General features: G+C 69.6%; 14 protein-coding genes. 2 read left to right on the top strand and 12 right to left on the bottom strand.

The genetic code is table 11. From position 1 onward, the window contains the following. Position 1: 1 nt before the first annotated feature. From ACX1D3_RS01655 to ACX1D3_RS01620, 8 genes are all read right to left on the bottom strand, one after another. Positions 2-982 (bottom strand): nucleoside hydrolase, encoded by a 981-nt coding sequence (locus ACX1D3_RS01655; protein WP_458995247.1) that lies wholly within the window; start codon positions 980-982, stop codon positions 2-4. A 56-nt stretch (positions 983-1,038) separates the two neighbouring features. Continuing rightward, positions 1,039-1,998: an ABC transporter permease gene (locus ACX1D3_RS01650; RefSeq protein ID WP_458995246.1), complete on the bottom strand. Its 960-nt coding sequence runs from the start codon at positions 1,996-1,998 to the stop codon at positions 1,039-1,041. Continuing rightward, entirely contained in the window at positions 1,995-4,775 is a 2,781-nt protein-coding gene (locus tag ACX1D3_RS01645; RefSeq protein ID WP_458995245.1) for an ATP-binding cassette domain-containing protein, read from the bottom strand. Before ACX1D3_RS01645 ends, ACX1D3_RS01650 begins: the two co-directional genes overlap by 4 nt. A gap of 80 nt (positions 4,776-4,855) precedes the next feature. Beyond that, on the bottom strand, positions 4,856-5,920 hold the full coding sequence (locus tag ACX1D3_RS01640) for a BMP family lipoprotein (RefSeq protein ID WP_458995244.1): 1,065 nt from the start codon (positions 5,918-5,920) through the stop codon (positions 4,856-4,858). Positions 5,921-5,974: 54 nt separating this feature from the next. Continuing rightward, positions 5,975-6,994, bottom strand: a complete 1,020-nt coding sequence (locus ACX1D3_RS01635; RefSeq protein WP_458995243.1) for a LacI family DNA-binding transcriptional regulator — start codon at positions 6,992-6,994, stop codon at positions 5,975-5,977. Positions 6,995-7,191: 197 nt separating this feature from the next. Further along, on the bottom strand, positions 7,192-8,709 hold the full coding sequence (locus tag ACX1D3_RS01630) for a lysine--tRNA ligase (protein ID WP_458995242.1): 1,518 nt from the start codon (positions 8,707-8,709) through the stop codon (positions 7,192-7,194). Between the two features lie 39 nt (positions 8,710-8,748). After that, positions 8,749-9,393: an HAD family hydrolase gene (locus ACX1D3_RS01625; RefSeq protein ID WP_458995241.1), complete on the bottom strand. Its 645-nt coding sequence runs from the start codon at positions 9,391-9,393 to the stop codon at positions 8,749-8,751. Beyond that, entirely contained in the window at positions 9,390-9,674 is a 285-nt protein-coding gene (locus ACX1D3_RS01620) for a cell division protein CrgA (RefSeq protein WP_458995240.1), read from the bottom strand. The genes ACX1D3_RS01625 and ACX1D3_RS01620 overlap by 4 nt, the downstream gene beginning before the upstream one ends. Before the next feature lie 109 nt (positions 9,675-9,783). Here ACX1D3_RS01620 and ACX1D3_RS01615 point away from each other — a divergent pair, with 109 nt between their 5' ends. Both ACX1D3_RS01615 and ACX1D3_RS01610 read left to right on the top strand, forming a co-directional pair. After that, a complete protein-coding gene (locus tag ACX1D3_RS01615; protein WP_458995239.1) occupies positions 9,784-10,563 on the top strand; it encodes a DUF881 domain-containing protein in 780 nt (259 codons plus the stop codon). A gap of 66 nt (positions 10,564-10,629) precedes the next feature. Beyond that, complete coding sequence (locus tag ACX1D3_RS01610; RefSeq protein ID WP_458995238.1) at positions 10,630-11,268, top strand: aminodeoxychorismate/anthranilate synthase component II; 639 nt, start codon at positions 10,630-10,632, stop codon at positions 11,266-11,268. An 83-nt stretch (positions 11,269-11,351) separates the two neighbouring features. On the opposite strand, the gene pknB is transcribed toward ACX1D3_RS01610, so the two are convergent. From pknB to ACX1D3_RS01590, 4 genes are all read right to left on the bottom strand, one after another. Continuing rightward, positions 11,352-13,184 (bottom strand): Stk1 family PASTA domain-containing Ser/Thr kinase, encoded by a 1,833-nt coding sequence (gene pknB / locus ACX1D3_RS01605; protein WP_458995237.1) that lies wholly within the window; start codon positions 13,182-13,184, stop codon positions 11,352-11,354. 67 nt (positions 13,185-13,251) lie between these two features. After that, positions 13,252-14,679 carry a peptidoglycan D,D-transpeptidase FtsI family protein gene (locus ACX1D3_RS01600; protein WP_458995236.1) on the bottom strand — a complete coding sequence of 476 codons (1,428 nt, stop codon included), beginning with the start codon at positions 14,677-14,679 and terminating at the stop codon, positions 13,252-13,254. Further along, positions 14,676-16,070 (bottom strand): FtsW/RodA/SpoVE family cell cycle protein, encoded by a 1,395-nt coding sequence (locus tag ACX1D3_RS01595; RefSeq protein ID WP_458995235.1) that lies wholly within the window; start codon positions 16,068-16,070, stop codon positions 14,676-14,678. The genes ACX1D3_RS01600 and ACX1D3_RS01595 overlap by 4 nt, the downstream gene beginning before the upstream one ends. Further along, positions 16,070-17,512 (bottom strand): PP2C family protein-serine/threonine phosphatase, encoded by a 1,443-nt coding sequence (locus tag ACX1D3_RS01590; protein WP_458995234.1) that lies wholly within the window; start codon positions 17,510-17,512, stop codon positions 16,070-16,072. Before ACX1D3_RS01590 ends, ACX1D3_RS01595 begins: the two co-directional genes overlap by 1 nt. Between the last annotated feature and the right edge of the window lies 1 nt (position 17,513).

Here is a 17,513-nt window from a genome sequence, read left to right as displayed (position 1 = left end):
GTCAGCGGGCCGATGTGGTGCTGAGCGTCTCGATGGCGTCGCCCACGAGATCGGCGAAACGTTGCCAGTCGAGGGTCATCGCGACGTTCGTCGTCGGCTTACCCATGGGAAGGCCCTCGTTGGCGGCGTGGTGCATCCCGGGGACCGACTCGAAGTTGGTCACGGTCATCCCCTTGGTCCACTGGCCGTGCAGCTCCACTGTGACGAACGCCTTGGCCGTCGTGAAGACCGCGGGGTCGGCGATGGCTGCGACGCACACTGCGTCGTGGACCGGCGGATAGTCAAACTCGTAGAACTCTTTGTACGCACGTCCGACGAAGCCCCAGATGTCCAGGACGAACCGCGACAGGTCGCCGCCCAGGTCGCGGATCCGGTTCTGAAGCTCGGCCGTGGCCAGGGCCTGGTGCGTGAGGTCGAGACCGACCATGGTGACGTCCCAGGCGCCGCGGAACACCGCCTCGGCGGCCTCCGGGTCGACGTAGATGTTGAACTCTGCGGCAGGGGTCGAGTTACCGCGGGTGTAGGAACCGCCCATGAGGACGACTGACTTGACCCGGTCGATGATCGCCGGCTCCTTGCGCATCGCCAACGCGATGTTGGTCAGCGGTCCCACCGGAACGAGGTGGACGGTCCCCGGTTCCTCGGCCATCACCGTGTCGATGATGAAGTCGACCGCGTGGCGTGGATCCAGCTCGAACGTCGGATCCGGAAGGAGCGGGCCGTCCAGTCCAGTGGCCCCGTGAATGTCCTCGGCGACGACCTGGGGCGTGACGAGGGGGAGGCTGGCGCCGGCGGCCACGGGAACCGTGATGCCGGCGGCCGCGCACACAGACAAGGCGTTGCGGGTGACCTTCGGCAGGGTCTGGTTGCCCGCGACGGTGGTGATCCCGAGCAGGTCGATGTTGGGATTCCCAGCCGCCAGCAGGATCGCGATGGCGTCGTCGTGTCCTGGGTCGCAGTCGATGATGATCTTTTGGGGCATGTGAATTCCTTCAGAGGGTGCAGATGCGAGAAACCGAAACGGGTCGGGGGGAGGGATCAGGGACGGGCGGGGGCGGTGACGCTCTCGAGGGCGCGCCTCGCCCTCGAGGCCAAGGCGCTGCGAACGCGGAGCGAAGCGAGCACGAGAGCGCCGATGGTGATGACGTAGGGCGTCATCAGGGCGAGTGACGGGTTGGCCCCTGCCAGGCCGAGTCGATCGGCGAACGCGTCGGCGACGCCGAAGATGAGGCAGGCGATGAAGGTCCGGTAGGGACGAGCCAGTCCGAAGGTCAGTGCGGCCACCGCGATGAATCCTCGGGAGCTGGTCATGTTGGCCGTGAAGGAGCCGAGTGCGGCCATCGACAGCTGAGCGCCGGCCAGACCTGACAGGGCACCGGAGATGATGATCGCGATGAACTTCACCCGCGAGGCGTTGATGCCTGCAGCCAGGGCTGCCTGCTCGTCCTCGCCCACGGCACGAAGATGCACCCCGTAGGGCGTGCGGTACAGAACGAACGCGTAGAGAGGCACCATGAGCAGGGCCAGCCACACCAGGATCGTCTGATTGTTGATCGCGTCGCCGAGGAGGGGGATGTCGCCGATCGGTCCGAGGTCGATCCTCGACAGGTTCGACTTCACATTGCCGGGAGTCACGCCGGGGTTGCCGTAGAACACCTGCAGCAGCAGGATCGTGGATCCCATGGCCAGGAAGTTGACGCCGATACCTACCATGATCGGGTCGGCCTTGAAGACGAGGGAAGCAACGGCGAAGATCACCGCGAGCAGCATCCCGGCGCCCACGGCGGCGAGCACGCCGACGTACGGGCTGCCGGTGGCGGCGCCGACGACGACGCCCGTGAACGCTCCGACAAGCATCATGCCTTCGAGGCCGATGTTGAGCACGTTGCCCATCTGGGTGAAGGCGCCGCCGATGGCGGCGAGCAGGATCGGCGTGAGCTTGGTGAGGATGACGGCGAGCATGGTCACCGTGAACAACTGGGACAGCACATCGGTCACAGCGATGCTCCTTCGGTGGTCGCAGTGGTCGGCTGGGTCAGGTCGGGTCTGCGCACCCGCCTGCGCCACCAGTTCCAGGTGAAAGTGGCCGTGATCATGATGATGATGAGGCCCTGGAGGATACCCACGAGGGGGAAGGGCACGCCTGCGGTCTGCAGCCCCGTCGATCCGCCGAGCATGGTGGCGTAGAACAGAGCGGCCGGCAGTGCGAGCCACGGGTTGAGGCGGGCCAGGAGCGCCACGGTCATCGCCATGAAGCCGAAGCCGGGCGAGAACTGCTGGAGGAACCGGCCCCCGTTGGGGCCGAGGACGAAGAGGGCCCCCGTGAAGCCGGCCACGGCACCGGACACCATCATGACCTGCATCGACATCCGCGAGGCCGACACCCCGGTGTATTCCGCGAAGTCGTTCATCTCGCCAAGTTGTCGCACTCTCGCGCCCCACGGCGTCCGGTCGAAGATCACCGCGATGAGTACTGCGGCCGCGAGGGCGAGGAGCAGGTCAGCCCCGAGCCCGTACGTGGAGCTGAACATAGTGAGCCGGGCCTGGGGGGCGACGTGGCGGGTTCCGGCGATGCCTGCGGAGGGGTCCTGGAAGGGCCCGGACACGAAGTACTGGGTGAGCAGCTTCGCGATGTCTGTCAGGAGCAGCGTGGTGACGATGATGTCGACCCGCCAGCGGGCCAGCAGCGCGCCCGGGAGCAGCCCCCAGAGCCCGCCCGCGACGGTCCCGAACAGCAGAACGAGGGGAATCAGCACTGGGGCCGGAAGATCGGGGAAGGTGAACCCCGCGAACGCGCCGAAGAACGCGCCGAGGAACATCTGGCCTTCCGCGCCGATGTTGAAGAACCCGGCTCGGAAGCTGACGATCGTGCCAACGGCCAGGATGGCGAGGGGGACGAACGCGGCGATGATCGACGCGATCCCGAAGGGCGAACTCCAGCCGGACAGGAACAGCGCCGAGTACGCGGTGAGCGGATTCTTCCCGATGGCGAGGATGACGATGGCGCCGAGGACCAGGGCCGCGCCGATCGCCAGGAGTGGCTGGAGGGCGCTGGTGAACGCGTTCTTGGCGAACTCGGCGAAGAAACCCGAGGCGCGGGGGAGTGCCGTGGCGGCAACTCGCGCCGCCTCCGCGTCGGTCAGGGGAGCCGCGACTGCCTCATCGTCGGCCACCTTGGCCATTTCGGCGTCCCCGGTGGAGCTGACGGCCGCGAGCTCCTCCTGCACCCGGCGGTGCCGGGCCTCCGCCTCTGCGAGCGCGTCGGGGGTGGGGGCGACGCCCGCCATAGCCAGGCCCACGGCCACCTCGGACATGTTGGCCTGGGTGAACTCGGCGACGATCTCGCCGCGGAACATGACGAGCAGCCGGTCGGACAGGCTCATCACCTCGTTGAGGTCAGCCGAGAACAACAGAACGCCCGCCCCCGCGTCGCGCGCCGCGACGATCGAGTTGTGCACGAATTCCATGGCGCCGACGTCGACGCCTCGCGTCGGTTGGGAGACCATGAGCAGTGCGGGGTCATTCGAGAACTCGCGGGCGATGATCACCTTCTGCATATTGCCGCCGGAGAGCGTGGAGATGACCGTGTCGGGTCCGGCGCCGCGGATGTCGAACTTGGCGATCAGCGACGAGGCGAGTTCGCGCATCCTGCGCACGGAGAGCCACCCCTTGGTGACGATGGGGGGCCGCATGTGGGTCGCGGCGATGTTCTCCGCAACTGTGAGACGCGGTCCGCTGCCCTCGTGGTGCCGGTCCTCGGGGATGTAGGCGAGACCGAGGTCGCGGCGTGCGGCCACTGAGGCCCGCGTGACGTCGCGCCCAGCCATGGTGATGGCCCCCCGCGGCGCCTTGTACATGCCGGCGATGGCGGCCGCCAGCTCGGACTGTCCGTTTCCCTCGACGCCGGCGATGCCGACGATCTCACCACGCCGCACGTGCAGGGAGAGGTTGCGGACGGCGAGTGCGCCGCGCTTGTCGACGGCGCAGACGTCGCGCACGGACAAGATCTCATCCCCGGGAGTGGCGGGCCGGTGCCTGATGCGCAGCAGCACCTCGCGGCCGACCATCATGGCTGCGATGTCGGTCTGGGAGAGGCCTTCGGCCGGGCGTGTCCCCACCACCTTGCCGTCCCGGATCACGGAGACGGTGTCGGCGATGGCGAGGACTTCGCCGAGCTTGTGCGAGATGAACAGGATGGCGCACCCCTGCTTGGCCAGCTGGCGGATGACAATGAAGAGCTCATCGGTCTCGGCCGGCGTCAGCACGGCGGTCGGCTCGTCCAGGATCAGCAGCCGCGTGTCGTGCGAGAGCGCCTTGATGACTTCGACGCGCTGCCGTTCCCCGACCGACAGTTCGCGCACGACGTCGTCGGGATTGACGGGAAGTCCGAACCGCTCCGATAGCTCGCGCACGCGCGCTCGCATAGGCTCCGCGTCCAGCGTTCCCGCCCGAACGGTCTCCTTCCCCAGAAAGATGTTCGCGGTGACCGTGAGGCTGGGGACGAGCTTGAAGTGTTGGTGCACCATCCCGATGCCCAAGGCATCAGCCTTCCGGGGATCGCTCATGACGACGCTGCGGCCGTCGAAGAAGATCTCGCCGGAATCGGGCTGAAGGTTGCCCGACACCATGTTCATGAGCGTGGTCTTGCCGGCGCCGTTCTCGCCGACCAGGGCGTGGACCTCACCGGGGTAGATGGTCAGCGAGATGTTCTCGTTGGCTACTTTCGGTCCGAAGGTCTTGGTGATGTTGCGCAGCGCGAGAATCGGCTGGTCCATTCCGGCTCCTAGACGGGATAGTGGGGTGGGGGGTGGGGGGGTGGCGGGGAGGGCGGACCCGCCCCGCCACCACCAGGGGATCAGCCGTTGTAGGTCGGGACGGTCAGTTCGCCCGAGACGACCTTCTGCTTGTAGTCCTCGATCTCGTCGATCACCGACTGGGGGACGATGTCGCCGTTGTCCGCGAACTCGAGGCGGACACCGTCGTTGGCCAGGCCGTAGGCGGTGGTGGTTCCGAACTCCAGTTCGCCGGCCTGGGCCGCCTCGACGGTCAGGACCAGCGAGCGCGCGATGTTCTTCATCATGGAGGCCAGGACGTGCCCGGGCTGCAGGCCGTTCTGGTTGCCGTCCACGCCGATGCCGTAGCGCCCTGCGTCCTTGGCAGCCTGGAGCACGCCGATGCCCGCACCGCCGGCGACCTGGAACACGACGTCCGCGCCGTCGTCGTACATGGCCTTGGCCTGGTCGTAGCCCTTCTGCGAGTCGGTGAAGTTGCCGACGTAGGTGGTGAGGACCTCGATCGACGGGTCGACGGCCTCGACACCAGCCGTGAAGCCAGCCACGAAGTCGTTGATGACCGGGATGTCCATGCCGCCCACGACGCCGACCTTCTTCCCCTCACCGGAGAGGGGGAAGTCCGCCTTGTTCGTGGTCACCTGCGCGGCGAGCACGCCGGCGAGGAACGATCCCTCGTTCTGCTTGTAGATGACGCTCGCCACGTTCTCGTGCTCGAAGACGTTGTCGTAGAGGACGAATTTCTGCTCCGGGAACTTGGTCAACGCCTCGGACAGGATGTCAGTCATCTGGGCGGATCCGAGGACGACGAGATCCCATTCGTTGCCGGAGACGGATTCCAGGTTCGCCTTCCACTGGCTGGGGTTGTTGGCGTCGGCCTGCAGGGTGGTGGTCTTGTGACCGGCGGCGGCGAGCTCCTGGATGCCGCGCTCGGCATCGTCCCAGAAGCCCTGGTCGCCGAGATATCCGTTGACGACGCTGGCGACCGAGAGCAGGTCCCCGTCGGTCGCGGCGCTCTGGGGGGCGGAGGGGGCAGGTGCGCTGCTCGTCCCGCCGTTGGGGCTGGAGCAGGCGGTCAGGGCCAGGACACCGGCGGCAATGGCCGCGGCGGCGCGGATGCGGATGTTCATCTCACTCCTCTGTGGGATGGGTGGGGGCGTACCGGCGGGGGTGCCGGCGTCCCGCTAGGGCGTTTGCGGAGGGCATCCGCAGGATTCCCGGATCACCAACTGTGTGGGCAGGATCCGGGTGGTGCCGAGGTCGGCACCGTCCTCGCGCGAGTCGATGAGTCCCGCGAGAAGTTCGATGATGGCCGTTGCGACGGCCGCGAGTGGCTGGGCGACCGTAGTCAGCCGAGGGTAGGTGTAGCGGCCCGCCGTGATGCCGTCGAACGACGCCAGCGCGATGTCGACTCCAGGGACCTTTCCCGCGTCGAAGATGGCGCGCAGCACGCCGATCGCCTGGAGGTCGCTGCCGACCAGGACCGCGTCGACATCCGGGCGGCTTGCGATGAGGGCCCGGGCCGCGTCGTATCCGGCCTCGGCGGTGAAGGGGGTGTGGACCACGAGACCCTCGTCGACGTGTACGCCAGCCTGTTCGAGCCCGGCGCGCCAACCGATCACGCGATCGAGGGCCGGGGGGGCGTCAGCGGAGCCTGTGATGCAAGCGTGGACGAGGCGCCCGTGCTCCGCCAGGTGGAGTGCGGCCGCGCGGGCTCCGTCGACGTTGTCGACACTCACAGTGGGGGCGTCCACACCGGCGGCCCGGTCGGTGAAGACGACGGGGATGCCGCGGGCCCTGGCGGCCGCCAGGGCATCCTGTGCGGAGTCGGTGATGGGGACGACGACGAGCCCGTCCACCTGCCGGTCCGCGAAGGTGTGGACGTAGTCCAGGACGTGACGGCCCTCGTCCGATGCGTTGCCGACGACTACCGTGTAGCCGGCCGCGAACGCCGCGGCTTCGATGGCTGAGGCGAGTTCGGCGAAGAAGGGATTCGCCACCGCGGGGACGATGAGGCCGATGGTGTGCGTCCGGGAGATGGCCAGCGCGCGGGCCACGGCGTTGGGCCGATAGCCCAGCCTTTCGATGGCCTCCTCGACCTTACGACGGGTGGCGGCCGAGACCGGGTGCGAGCCGTTGGTGACGTAAGAGACGACTGCGGGCGTGACCCCCGCGAGCCGAGCGACGTCGACGCGACGAACCATGCTGAACCACCTCCTCGTGGGGCCACCGGGAAGGCGCCGTCGCCTTGCGTTACCCGGGTTTCGTGGGAGTAGCTAAACACGCCTCGGCGTTCATGTCAACCCACTTGAAACAGGGGTTTCGTCACGGCGCGCGTCCCGGGCGGGCAGGCGTTGCCCCCCGACACTGAGCCGGCGCTTTGGGAGAGGGCAACGCCCTGTCAGACCTGGGGGCGCAGGAGCGGGTAGAGGATGGTCTCCCGGATCCCTACGCCGGTCAGCAGCATGATCAACCTGTCGATCCCCAGGCCGAGCCCGCCCATCGGCGGCACGCCGTACTCGAGCGCCTCGATGAAGTCGTTGTCGAACTGCATCGCCTCGGGGTCGCCCCCCGCGGCCTTGATCGACTGCGCCAGCAACACCTCGCGCTGGATCACCGGGTCCACCAGCTCGGTGAAGCCCGTGCCCCGCTCGAGACCGCCGATGATGAGGTCCCAGGCCTCCACCTTCCCGGCGTCGGTGCGGTGCTGGCGGGCCAGCGGCTGGGCGATCGACGGGTAGTCGTAGACGAACGTGGGCTGGATGAGGTCAGGCTCGATGAGCTCGGCGAAGAGCTCCATCACCATCTTCCCCTCGCCCCACTTCGGGTCGTACTCGACGTCGTGGGCGTCGGCCAGGCGGTGGAGCTCCGGCAGGGGCGTGTCGACGGTGACGTCCTCGCCGAGCTTCTCCGACAGCGTCGGGAACACGGGCAGCCAGGGCCACTCGCCGTCGAGGTCGACGGTGCCCTTCGGCGTCTCGACCTGCCGGGAGCCGACGGCGTCGGCGGAGGCCTGGACGACGTCCTGGATCAGCCGCGCGACCGTGCCCTGGTCCCCCCACGACATGTAGGCCTCGAGCATTGTGAACTCGGCGGAGTGCGTCGAGTCGATGCCCTCGTTGCGGAACACCCGGCCCATCTCGAAGACGCGGTCGGCGCCGCCGACCATGGTGCGCTTGAGGTGCAGCTCCAGCGCGATGCGCATGGTCATGTCGATGTCGAACGCGTTGATGTGCGTGGAGAACGGCCGGGCCGCGGCTCCGCCGTGCACGAGCTGCAGGATCGGGGTCTCGACCTCGAGGAAGCCCCGGTCGTAGAGCGTGTCGCGGATCGCCCGGGTGATGGCGGAGCGCTTGCGCACCATGTCGCGGGCCTCGTCGCGCACGATGAGGTCCACGTAGCGGCGGCGGACCCGGGCCTCCTCGGATAGGTCCTTGTGCATGACGGGCAGCGGCCGCAGCGCCTTGGCGGCCATCCGCCAGCCGCCGGCCATGACGGAGAGTTCGCCGCGCTTGGACGCGATGACCCGCCCGGTGACCCAGACGAAGTCCCCGAGGTCGACGTCGGACTTCCAGGCCGCCAAGGCCTCCTCGCCCACCTCGGCCAGGGACAGCATGACCTGGAGTCGCTCCCCGGTGTCCTCGGGGCCGAAACCGTCCTGCAGGGTCGCGAAGGCGAGCTTGCCTGTGTTGCGGATGAACACGACGCGGCCACCGGTGGTGACGACGTCGTCGGTCTCCTGCCCGGCCTCCAGGTGACCCCAGCCGGCGCGGATGTCGCGCAGCGTGTGGGAGCGCGTCAGGTCCGCGGGATACGGGTCCTGCCCGCCGGCCAGCAACCGGGCGCGCTTCTCCTTGCGGACGGCGGTCTGTTCCGAGTCGCTGGGCAGGGGGGCGGGGGTATCAGTCACGCGGGACATCCTAACCGGTGGGGCCGCGTGACCCGTCACGACGGTGGCTCAGGCCAGGCGCACGCGCACGCCGTCGGCGGTGTCCTCGAACACCACCCCGGCCAGGCTCTCGACGGCCCAGTCCGCGGCCAACTCGTCGGCGCTGTGTTCGGTCAGCACGCCCAGGACCGGCATCCCCGCGGCCCGCGCGGCCGCGACGCCCGCGGGGGCGTCCTCGCAGACCATGCAGCGGGAGGGATCGACCCCGAGCCGCTCGGCGGCCAGCAGAAAACTGTCGGGGGCGGGCTTGCCGCGCTCAACCTGGTCCCGCGTCACGATGACCTCGGGCCGGGGCAGCCCGGTGGCCGCAAGGCGGGCGTCCAGCAGCGCCGTCGTGCAGGAGGTGGCGATGGCGCGCCGGCTGCTGGGGATGGCCGCGAACGCCTCGGCCGAACCGGGGAGCGCCACGACGCCCTCGGTGTCCGAGACCTCCAACTCGTCGATGCGACGACCCGCAGCCGGGGCGATGTCCGCGGGCAGGAGCGCGCGGGCGACGGCCTCGGCCGGCCGACCCGTGTACTGCCTCAGCGTCTCCAGGTCCACGCCGTACTCGACGGCCCACAGCGCGTAGGCGCGATGCATGGACGCCATGGAGTTCGCCAGCGTGCCGTCGAAGTCGAAGATGACGGCGTCGAACGTGCCGAGTTCGCTCACTTCCAGAGGGTCATTCCGACGAAGCTGGTCACGATGAGCCCCAGCCCGATCGCGAGGTTCCAGTCTCCGAGGGCCCGCATGAAGCCCACGTACTCGTAGGCGAGGTTCCACGTCACCATCCAGGCCACGCCCAGGAGGCCGATTGGCAGGAAGACGGCGGGCACCCAAGAGCGCCCGGCCGGGGCCAGGCGGGCGGTCTCGCTGCGCTTCTCCGCAAGCTCGGCCTTCGCCTTGGACTTCTTCTTGTCCTCCGCGGACTTACGCACCTTTGATTCGGGCACTCTTGCCTCCTTCTTCGGAGTCCTAGCCTAGGCGAGCGACGACGAATCCCGCGCATCAGTGTGCCGGCCGGACCCCGGCGAGCCCCGCGCCGGCGGGTACCGTGGGCGCATGCGGATGTGGGATGCGGTGAAGGAGCGGGTGCCCCGCGTCCGCGCCAACATCGGGAAGAACCAGCTGAGGTCGCGGTCGCCGCGCGGGCGGGTGACCACCATCCTCGTCTGCCTCCTCGCCGGCCTCATGATGACCGTGGCCGCCATCGCGGCCCGGGGCACGGACCTGCGTGCCGACCGCACGGCTGACCTGAGAGACCTCATCGTGTCCCAGGGGCGGCGCAACACCGAACTCCGGGGCGAGGCGGAGGCACTGCGCGCCGAGGTCGCGCAGCTCGGCTCCGCCCAGGTGGGCACCGGAGACCTTGCCGACGACCTCGCCCGAGCCGAGGAGAAGGCCGGCATGGTGGCGGTCGTGGGGCCGGGCGTGCGGGTGACGCTCACCGACGCGCCGAACGAGGTCAAGCCTGCGGGGGTGGACGACGACGCGCTCGTGGTCCACCAGCAGGACATCCAGGCGGTGGCCAACGCGCTGTGGGCGGGCGGCGCCGAGGCGATGACCATCCAGGGGCAGCGCGTCATCTCCACCACCGGGATCAAGTGCGTCGGCAACACCGTCGTCCTGCACGGCATCCCCTACGCGCCCCCCTACGTCATCGAGGCGATCGGCGACGAGGAGCGGCTGCTGGCCGCGCTGGACGAGTCGCCGTCGCTGCAGATCTACCGCCAGTACGTGGCGGCCTACGGCCTCGGCTACGCCGTCGAGCGGTCTCAAGGGCTCGAGTTTCCCGCGTTCAGCGGATCCACCGGCGTGCGCCTGGCGACGGTCGCCGGCTGAGACCTCGCCCGTCCTGGCAGCGATATGGGCGACGGTCGATCGGGCCGGCGGTGGCACAATGGCCGCGTGGCAGCCATCCTCGTGATCGACAACTACGACTCGTTCGTCTACAACATCGTGTCCTACCTCGCGCAGATCGGCGCGGAGGTGGAGGTGTGGCGCAACGACGACCCGCGCTTCGACGCGCCCGACTGGCATGAGCCGTTCGACGGTGTGCTGCTGTCGCCCGGCCCCGGCACGCCCGAGGAGGCAGGAGTCTGCGTCGATGTGGTGCGCGCGCTCGGCGGGGTGAAGCCGCTCTTCGGGGTGTGCCTCGGCCTGCAGGCGATGGCGGTGGCCTACGGTGGTGTCGTGGACCGGGCACCCGAGCTGCTGCACGGCAAGACCTCGCCGGTGTTCCACGAGGGCAAGGGCGTGTTCGCGGGGCTGCCGTCGCCGGTGACGACGACGCGCTACCACTCGCTGGCCATCGTCGAGGACACGGTGCCGGACGTGCTCGAGGTGACAGCGCGGACGGAGACCGGCGTGATCATGGCGGTGCGCCACCGCGAGTTCCCGGTCGAGGCGGTGCAGTTCCACCCCGAGTCGGTCCTCACGGAGGGCGGCTACCAGATGCTGGCCAACTGGCTGGTGGAGTGCGGAGACGCGGACGCCCCCGCGCGCGCGGCGAAGTTGTCGCCGCTGGTGACCACCACCCTGACCTGACCTACCGCAGGCGAAACACGGCGACGCGGCCCCCTCCGCTGTGGAGGGGGCCGCGTCGTCTTGGTCCGGGTCAGCGCCCGGGGCTACGGGGTGGGTGAGGCCGTCGGCTCCGGTGACACCGAGGGAGACGGATCGGGGGTCGGCGTCGCATCGGGGGTGGGTGTCGGGGTGGGGGTCGGAGTAGGCTCAGGCTCGGCCACCGCCACCAGCAGCTGGATCACCGTGCCGCGGTCCAGGGCGACACCCGCCGCCTGATCCTGGTCGAACACCAGCCCCGGCGACACCTCGGAGGTCTCCGCCTCGGTGATGTTGACGCGGAAGCCCTTGGCCTCCGCCTCGCGCTGCGCCGCCGACGCGGTGCGCTCCGTCAGCACGGGCACGATCGAGCGACCCGTCGCCACCGTCAGGACGATCTCCTGGTCAGGTGGCACCTCGGCACCCGAGACGGGGTTGACCGAGACAACGTTGCCGGCCACCGCGTCGATGGGCTCGGTGGCGGGATCCGCCTCCTCCTCGCGGATTTTCGTCAGCCCGGCCGCGGTGAGGAGGCGTCGGGCCTCGGCCACCGTGACGCCGGTCAGGCCTTCCGGCACCGTCTTCACATCCGCGCCGCTCGACACCACGAGCGACACCCGCGAACCGGGCTCGACCATCTGGCCGGCGGCCGGATCCGAGCTGAGCACCAGACCCTTGTCGTCCTCCGTGCCCACCACGTAGGTCACGTTGGGCACGAGCCGGGCGTCGGTGAGGATGTTCGTGGCCGCGACCTCGGTCTGGCCCACCACCGTCGGCACCTGGACCGTCGCGGTCGACGGCGGCTCCGGCGGGTTGAGGATGGTCCAGATGGCCACGCCCATGGCGATGAGGATCAGACCCGCGATGATCGCCAGGGCGATCACGCCCTTGTTGGACTTCTTCTCCGGCTCCAGGAGATCGGTGGCCGCCGTGGCCGGCGACGCGGCCGGGGAGACGGGCACCGCGACGGGAGCCACGCCGCGACGGGCCGTGGTGGTCATCGGGTCGCTCGCGATCACCTGCGTGGGCCGCTCCGCGGGCATCGCGGCCAGCACCGGCTGCCCGTTGAGGGCCCGCACCAGGTCTTCACGCATCTCGGAGGCGTCCTGGTAGCGGTCCCGAGGATCCTTCGCCAGCGACTTCAGCACGATGGCGTCCATCGACGGGCTGATCTCCGCGTCGATCTCCGACGGCGGCACGGGGATCTCGCGCACGTGCTGGTAGGCGACGCTCACCGGCGAGTCGCCCTTGAACAGCGGCTGCGACGTGAGCAACTCGTAGAGCAGGCAGCCTACGGAGTAGATGTCCGAGCGGTTGTCCACCTTCTCGCCGCGCGCCTGCTCGGGGGAGAGGTACTGCGCGGTGCCGATGACGGCGGCGGTCTGGGTCATGGTGGCCGACGTGTCCGCCACCGCGCGCGCGATGCCGAAGTCCATCACCTTGACGGTGCCGTTGGGCGTCAGCATGACGTTGGCGGGCTTGATGTCGCGGTGGATGATGCCGGCCCGGTGCGAGTAGGCCAGGGCGTCGAGGACGCCGGCGGTGAACTCCATGGCGCGCTCCGGCACGATCTTGCGTCCGTCGCGCAGCACCTCGCGCAGCGTCACGCCCTCGACGAGCTCCATCACGATGAAGGGCACGGAGACGTCACCGTCGCGCTCCTCGCCGGTGTCGTAGACGGCGACGATGTTGGGGTGGTTCAGGCCCGCGGCGGACTGCGCCTCGCGACGGAACCGGGCCTGGAACGTGGGGTCGCTCGCCAGATCCACCCGCAGCCGCTTCACCGCGACGTCGCGCTCCAGCCGGAGGTCCCTGGCGCGCCACACCTCAGCCATGCCGCCGCGGCCGATCACCTGGTCGAGCTCGTAACGGCCGCCGAGCAGGGCACCTCGCTCTGTCATCGCTGAAGATCCTTCCGGTCGATCACGGACAATACTGCGCCATACACCTGAGAGGTTTCTGAGATGTTCATCGAAGAGCCTCCAGGACGGCCTTGAAGATCGGGGCCGCGAGCCGGCCCCCGGAGATGTCGTCGCGGTCCACGTCGGCGTTCTCCACGAACGCGACGATGGCCACGGTGGGGTCCTCGGCGTAGCCGACGAACCAGGCATAGGGGGGCCGGTCGGGGGCGGTCTGGGCGGTGCCCGTCTTCCCGCCGACGACCACGCCGTCGGTCTGGGCGGGGCGCCCGGTGCCGTCCTCGACGGTGGCCACCATCATCTGCTGCAGCAGCTCGGCCGACGACGCGCTGATGGGCTGGCCGATCACCTCGGGGGTCCGGGAGCTGAGGACCGTGAGGTCCTGGCTGGTAACCGTGCTGACCAGGTAGGGCGACATCATCACGCCGTCGTTGGCGATGGCCGCCGCCACCTGGACGATCTGCAGGGGTGAGGCCGCCACGTCGTACTGCCCGATGGCCGACAGCGCCGTCTGCGCCTCGTCGATCTCGGTGGGGAAGCGGGAGGTGGCGGCCGCGATGTCGACGGTGGGCTCCTGGTTGAAGCCGAAGGCCTCGGCCATGGCGCGCAGCTTCTCGTCGCCGAGGTCCAGGGCGAGCGACCCGAAGGCCGTGTTGCAGGAGGTCTGCAGCGCCTGCTGCAGCGAGACGGTGGTGCCGCCGCAGTTGGTGGAGTTGCCGATGGAGCGGCTGGAGTTGGGCAGCGGCAGCGACACGGGGGCGTCCAGTTCGCTGCTGGGCACCATGCCGTCCTCCAGGGCGGCGGCCGCGGTGATCAGCTTGAACGTGGACCCGGGCGGGTAGACCTCGCGGGTGGCGCGGTTCTTCAGCGGCTCCGTCGGAGAATCCAGCAGCTCGGTCCAGGCCTCGCGCGCCACCTCGAGGTCCACCGTCGCCAGCCGGTTGGGATCGTAGGTGGGCGTGGACACCATCGCCAGGATCTCGCCGGTCTCGTAGTTCATGGCCACGACGGCGCCCTGCTGGTTGCCCAGCGCCCGCACCGCGGCGGCCTGGGCGCGGGGGTTGAGCGTGGTGGAGATGTTGGCGCCCTGCGAGCGCCTGCCCGTGAGCAGGTCGACGAGGCGGCCGACGGACTGCTCCGGCGAGGTGCCGGCCAACTCCTCGTTGTAGTAGCTCTCGAGGCCGGAGCGGGCGTAGTCGTAGGAGTACCAGCCGGTGACCGACGACCACAGCTCGCCCGCGGGGTAGGTGCGCACGTAGGGGAAGCGGCCGGGGCGCTCCACCGAGACGGCGATGGGGTCGTTGCCCACCAGGATGGCGCCGCGCGGGCGGGCGAACTCGGCGTCGCGGACCCGACGGTTGCGCGGGTCCGCGTTGAGGTCGTCGGCCTGCACCACCGAGATGGCGGTCAGGTTGAGCAGCAGTGCGGCCATCATCAGCGCCACGAACACCGTTACCTTGCGGATGGGGCCGTTCATCGGGTGATCACCGTCGTCGCGTCGTCGAGGAGGCTGAGGTCGCGGGGCGCGGCTGTCGCGGCCTGGGGCATGCGGCTGCGGTGCGAGATCACCATGAGGATGGCGATGATGATCCAGTTGGCGATCAGGCTGGAGCCGCCCTGGGACATGAACGGGGTGGTGAGGCCGGTCAGCGGCAGCAGGCGGGTGACGCCGCCGATGATGGCGAACACCTGCAGCGCGAAGGTGAAGCTCAGGCCCGTGGCCAGCAGCTTGCCGAAGCCGTCGGGCGAGGTGACGGCCGTCTTGAAGCCGCGGGCCACCAGCAGGGCGTAGACCATGACGATGGCCATGAGGCCCAGGATCCCGATCTCCTCGCCCAGCGCGGCGGCGATCATGTCGCTCTTCGCCAGGGGGGTGAGGCCGGGCCGGCCCAGGCCCCACCCACGCCCGAACAGCCCGCCCCAGGCGTACCCGAACTGGGCGCTGATGATCTGGAGGTTCTGGTCGTAGTTGCTGAACGGGTCCAGCCAGGCGTTCACGCGGCGGGGCACGTGGTAGGTGAACCGGAAGGCGGCCAGCGCCGCGACCACGAACGAGATCCCCGCCAGGATGGGCCACGCGGGCCGCTCCGTCGCCACGTAGATCATCACCGTGAACAGGCCGAAGAAGAGCATCGAGGTGCCCAGGTCGTTCTGGTAGACCATGACCACGAGGCACAGCAGCCACATCACCGCGATGGGCCCGAGGTCGCGGGCGCGGGGCAGCTCGATGCCCATGAAGCGGCGCCCGGCCAGGGCCAGCACCTCACGCTTCTCGTACAGGTAGGCCGCGAACGCGATCGAGAGCACGATCTTGGCCACCTCGGCCGGCTGGAACGAGAACCCGAAGACCCGGATCCAGATCTGGGCGCCGCCGGAGGACACGCCGATCACTGGAAGCAGGGGCAGCAGCAGCAGCACCAGGCCGGAGATGAACAGCAGGTAGGGGTATCGCTGGAGCCTGCGGTGGTCCCGCAGGCCGAACGCCACGACGGCGAACAGCAGCAACCCGAGCGCGGTCCAGAGCAGCTGCGTGGCGGCGTCGTCGTTGACCGGCTCGGGGATCTGGTCGATGCGCCAGATCATGGCCAGGCCCAGGCCGTTGAGCAGGAACACCGACGGCAGGATCACCGGATCGGCGTAGGGGAGCCGGAACCGGACGACGAGGTGGGTCGCGATGCCCAGGCCGAACCAGATCGACGCCACCACCACGAGGTTCTGCGGCAGCTCGCCGTACAGGTTGAGGCTGGTGATCAGCCACCCGGCGAGGCCGAACGACTGCGCCAGCAGCAGGAGCACCAGCTCCACGTTGCGGCGCTTGTTGTAGACGATGACCTCGTCGGAGACCGCCGGCTGGACAGCTGCGGACATCAGCAGGCCTCCGGATCCGCCTCGGCGCTGGCCGTGGGTGTCGCGGTGATGTCCGGGGGGAGCAGGAAGCTCGGGACCGCCGACGGCGAGGACGGCAGCGGCCCGGGGGTCAGGGTGGTGGTCGGCAGGCCGGGGAGGGTCGACGACGGAGTGGCCGTGGGGCTGGGCGACGGCGACACCTGTGGGGTGGGCTGCTGCCGCTCCTTGCGCACCTCGACGCAGCGCTCTGCCAGCGCGCGGAGCTGGCGGGTGGTGCCCTGCGCCGCCTCGACGCTGGCCACCGGGATGGTGCCGTCCACCACGCGCTGGTAGAACCGGGGCAGGTCCGTCACGGCGATGTCGGTGCGCTCGGTGAGCGTGTTGAGGTCCAGGCCCAGCAGGGAGCCCGGCAGGCCGTTGTAGATCGCCACGTAGCCGTCGTCGGAGGCGACGAAGTAGCGTGTCTTCGAGTAGGCGTAGACGCCCCACGCGCCGCCGCCGAGCACCAGCGCCACCGCGAGAATCATGGCCGTGATGCCTGGCCAGCGGCGCTTCGCCTCGTGCGGGGCGTAGCGCGCCACCTCCGAGGCGTCGTGCTCGACCACCACGTCCGTGGCCGACGCGGGCCACAGCGGCGCCTTGGGCGCCGATGCCTTTCCCAGCGCCAGTTCGCCGGGGCGGGGGACCTTGACCTCCGTCGCGGCCCCCACCAGCATGCCCTCGCGGGCGTCCAGGTCCTCGTCGGCGGGCACCACGTCGCCCACCACGATGGTGATGTTGTCGTGGCCGCCGTTGGCGTTGGCGGTGGCGGCCAGCTTCGCGATCGCCGCCTCCGGGTCCTCCAGGGTGAGGAACTCGCGCAGGGTGGCGTCGTCGACGAGGCCGCTCAGCCCGTCGGAGCAGAACATGATGCGGTCGCCCAGGTGGGCGTCGATCAGCTCCAGGTCTGGCTCGAAGTCCACCTGCCCGTTGAGCACCTTGAGGATGAGCGAGCGGTGCGGGTGTGTCGCGGCCTGCTCGGGGGTGATCTTGCCGTCGTCGAGCAGCGACTGCACCCACGAGTGGTCGTGCGTGAGCTGGGTGAGCTCGCCGTCGCGCAGCAGGTATCCGCGCGAGTCTCCGATGTGCGCGATGCCGAACTGGGAGCCGTTGAACATCGCGCCGCAGAAGGTGGTGCCCATGCCGTCGAGCTCGAGGTCGTCCTCGATCAGCTCCGTCAGCTTCGAGTTGGCGCGGGCGATCATGCCGCCCACCCGCTCCAGCATCTCCTCGCCGTCCGCCGCGCGGTGGTCCGAGCGGGCCGCCTCCTGCGCCGCGACGGCGGACGCGAGGTCCCCGGCGGCGGCGCCGCCCATGCCGTCGGTGACGACGAGCAGGGTGGGCGAGGCGTAGCCGGAGTCCTGGTTGTTCTTGCGGATCCGGCCGACCTCGGAGTGGGCGGCGAAGCGGAGGGAGAAGACCATG

The sequence above is a fragment of the Tessaracoccus yangjingae genome, assembly GCF_054483935.1.
This window is presented reverse-complemented; position numbering and strand designations above follow the sequence as displayed.

Excerpts from the sequence above, each read along its gene's own strand:
- ACX1D3_RS01615 (WP_458995239.1), top strand. The coding sequence starts at position 9,784 with ATGCGGATGTGGGATGCGGTGAAGGAGCGGGTGCCCCGCGTCCGCGCC.
- ACX1D3_RS01645 (WP_458995245.1), bottom strand. The coding sequence starts at position 4,775 with ATGGACCAGCCGATTCTCGCGCTGCGCAACATCACCAAGACCTTCGGA.
- ACX1D3_RS01640 (WP_458995244.1), bottom strand. The coding sequence starts at position 5,920 with ATGAACATCCGCATCCGCGCCGCCGCGGCCATTGCCGCCGGTGTCCTG.
- ACX1D3_RS01600 (WP_458995236.1), bottom strand. The coding sequence starts at position 14,679 with ATGAACGGCCCCATCCGCAAGGTAACGGTGTTCGTGGCGCTGATGATG.
- ACX1D3_RS01595 (WP_458995235.1), bottom strand. The coding sequence starts at position 16,070 with ATGTCCGCAGCTGTCCAGCCGGCGGTCTCCGACGAGGTCATCGTCTAC.
- ACX1D3_RS01590 (WP_458995234.1), bottom strand. The coding sequence starts at position 17,512 with ATGGTCTTCTCCCTCCGCTTCGCCGCCCACTCCGAGGTCGGCCGGATC.
- ACX1D3_RS01635 (WP_458995243.1), bottom strand. The coding sequence starts at position 6,994 with ATGGTTCGTCGCGTCGACGTCGCTCGGCTCGCGGGGGTCACGCCCGCA.
- pknB (WP_458995237.1), bottom strand. The coding sequence starts at position 13,184 with ATGACAGAGCGAGGTGCCCTGCTCGGCGGCCGTTACGAGCTCGACCAG.
- ACX1D3_RS01630 (WP_458995242.1), bottom strand. The coding sequence starts at position 8,709 with ATGTCCCGCGTGACTGATACCCCCGCCCCCCTGCCCAGCGACTCGGAA.
- ACX1D3_RS01655 (WP_458995247.1), bottom strand. The coding sequence starts at position 982 with ATGCCCCAAAAGATCATCATCGACTGCGACCCAGGACACGACGACGCC.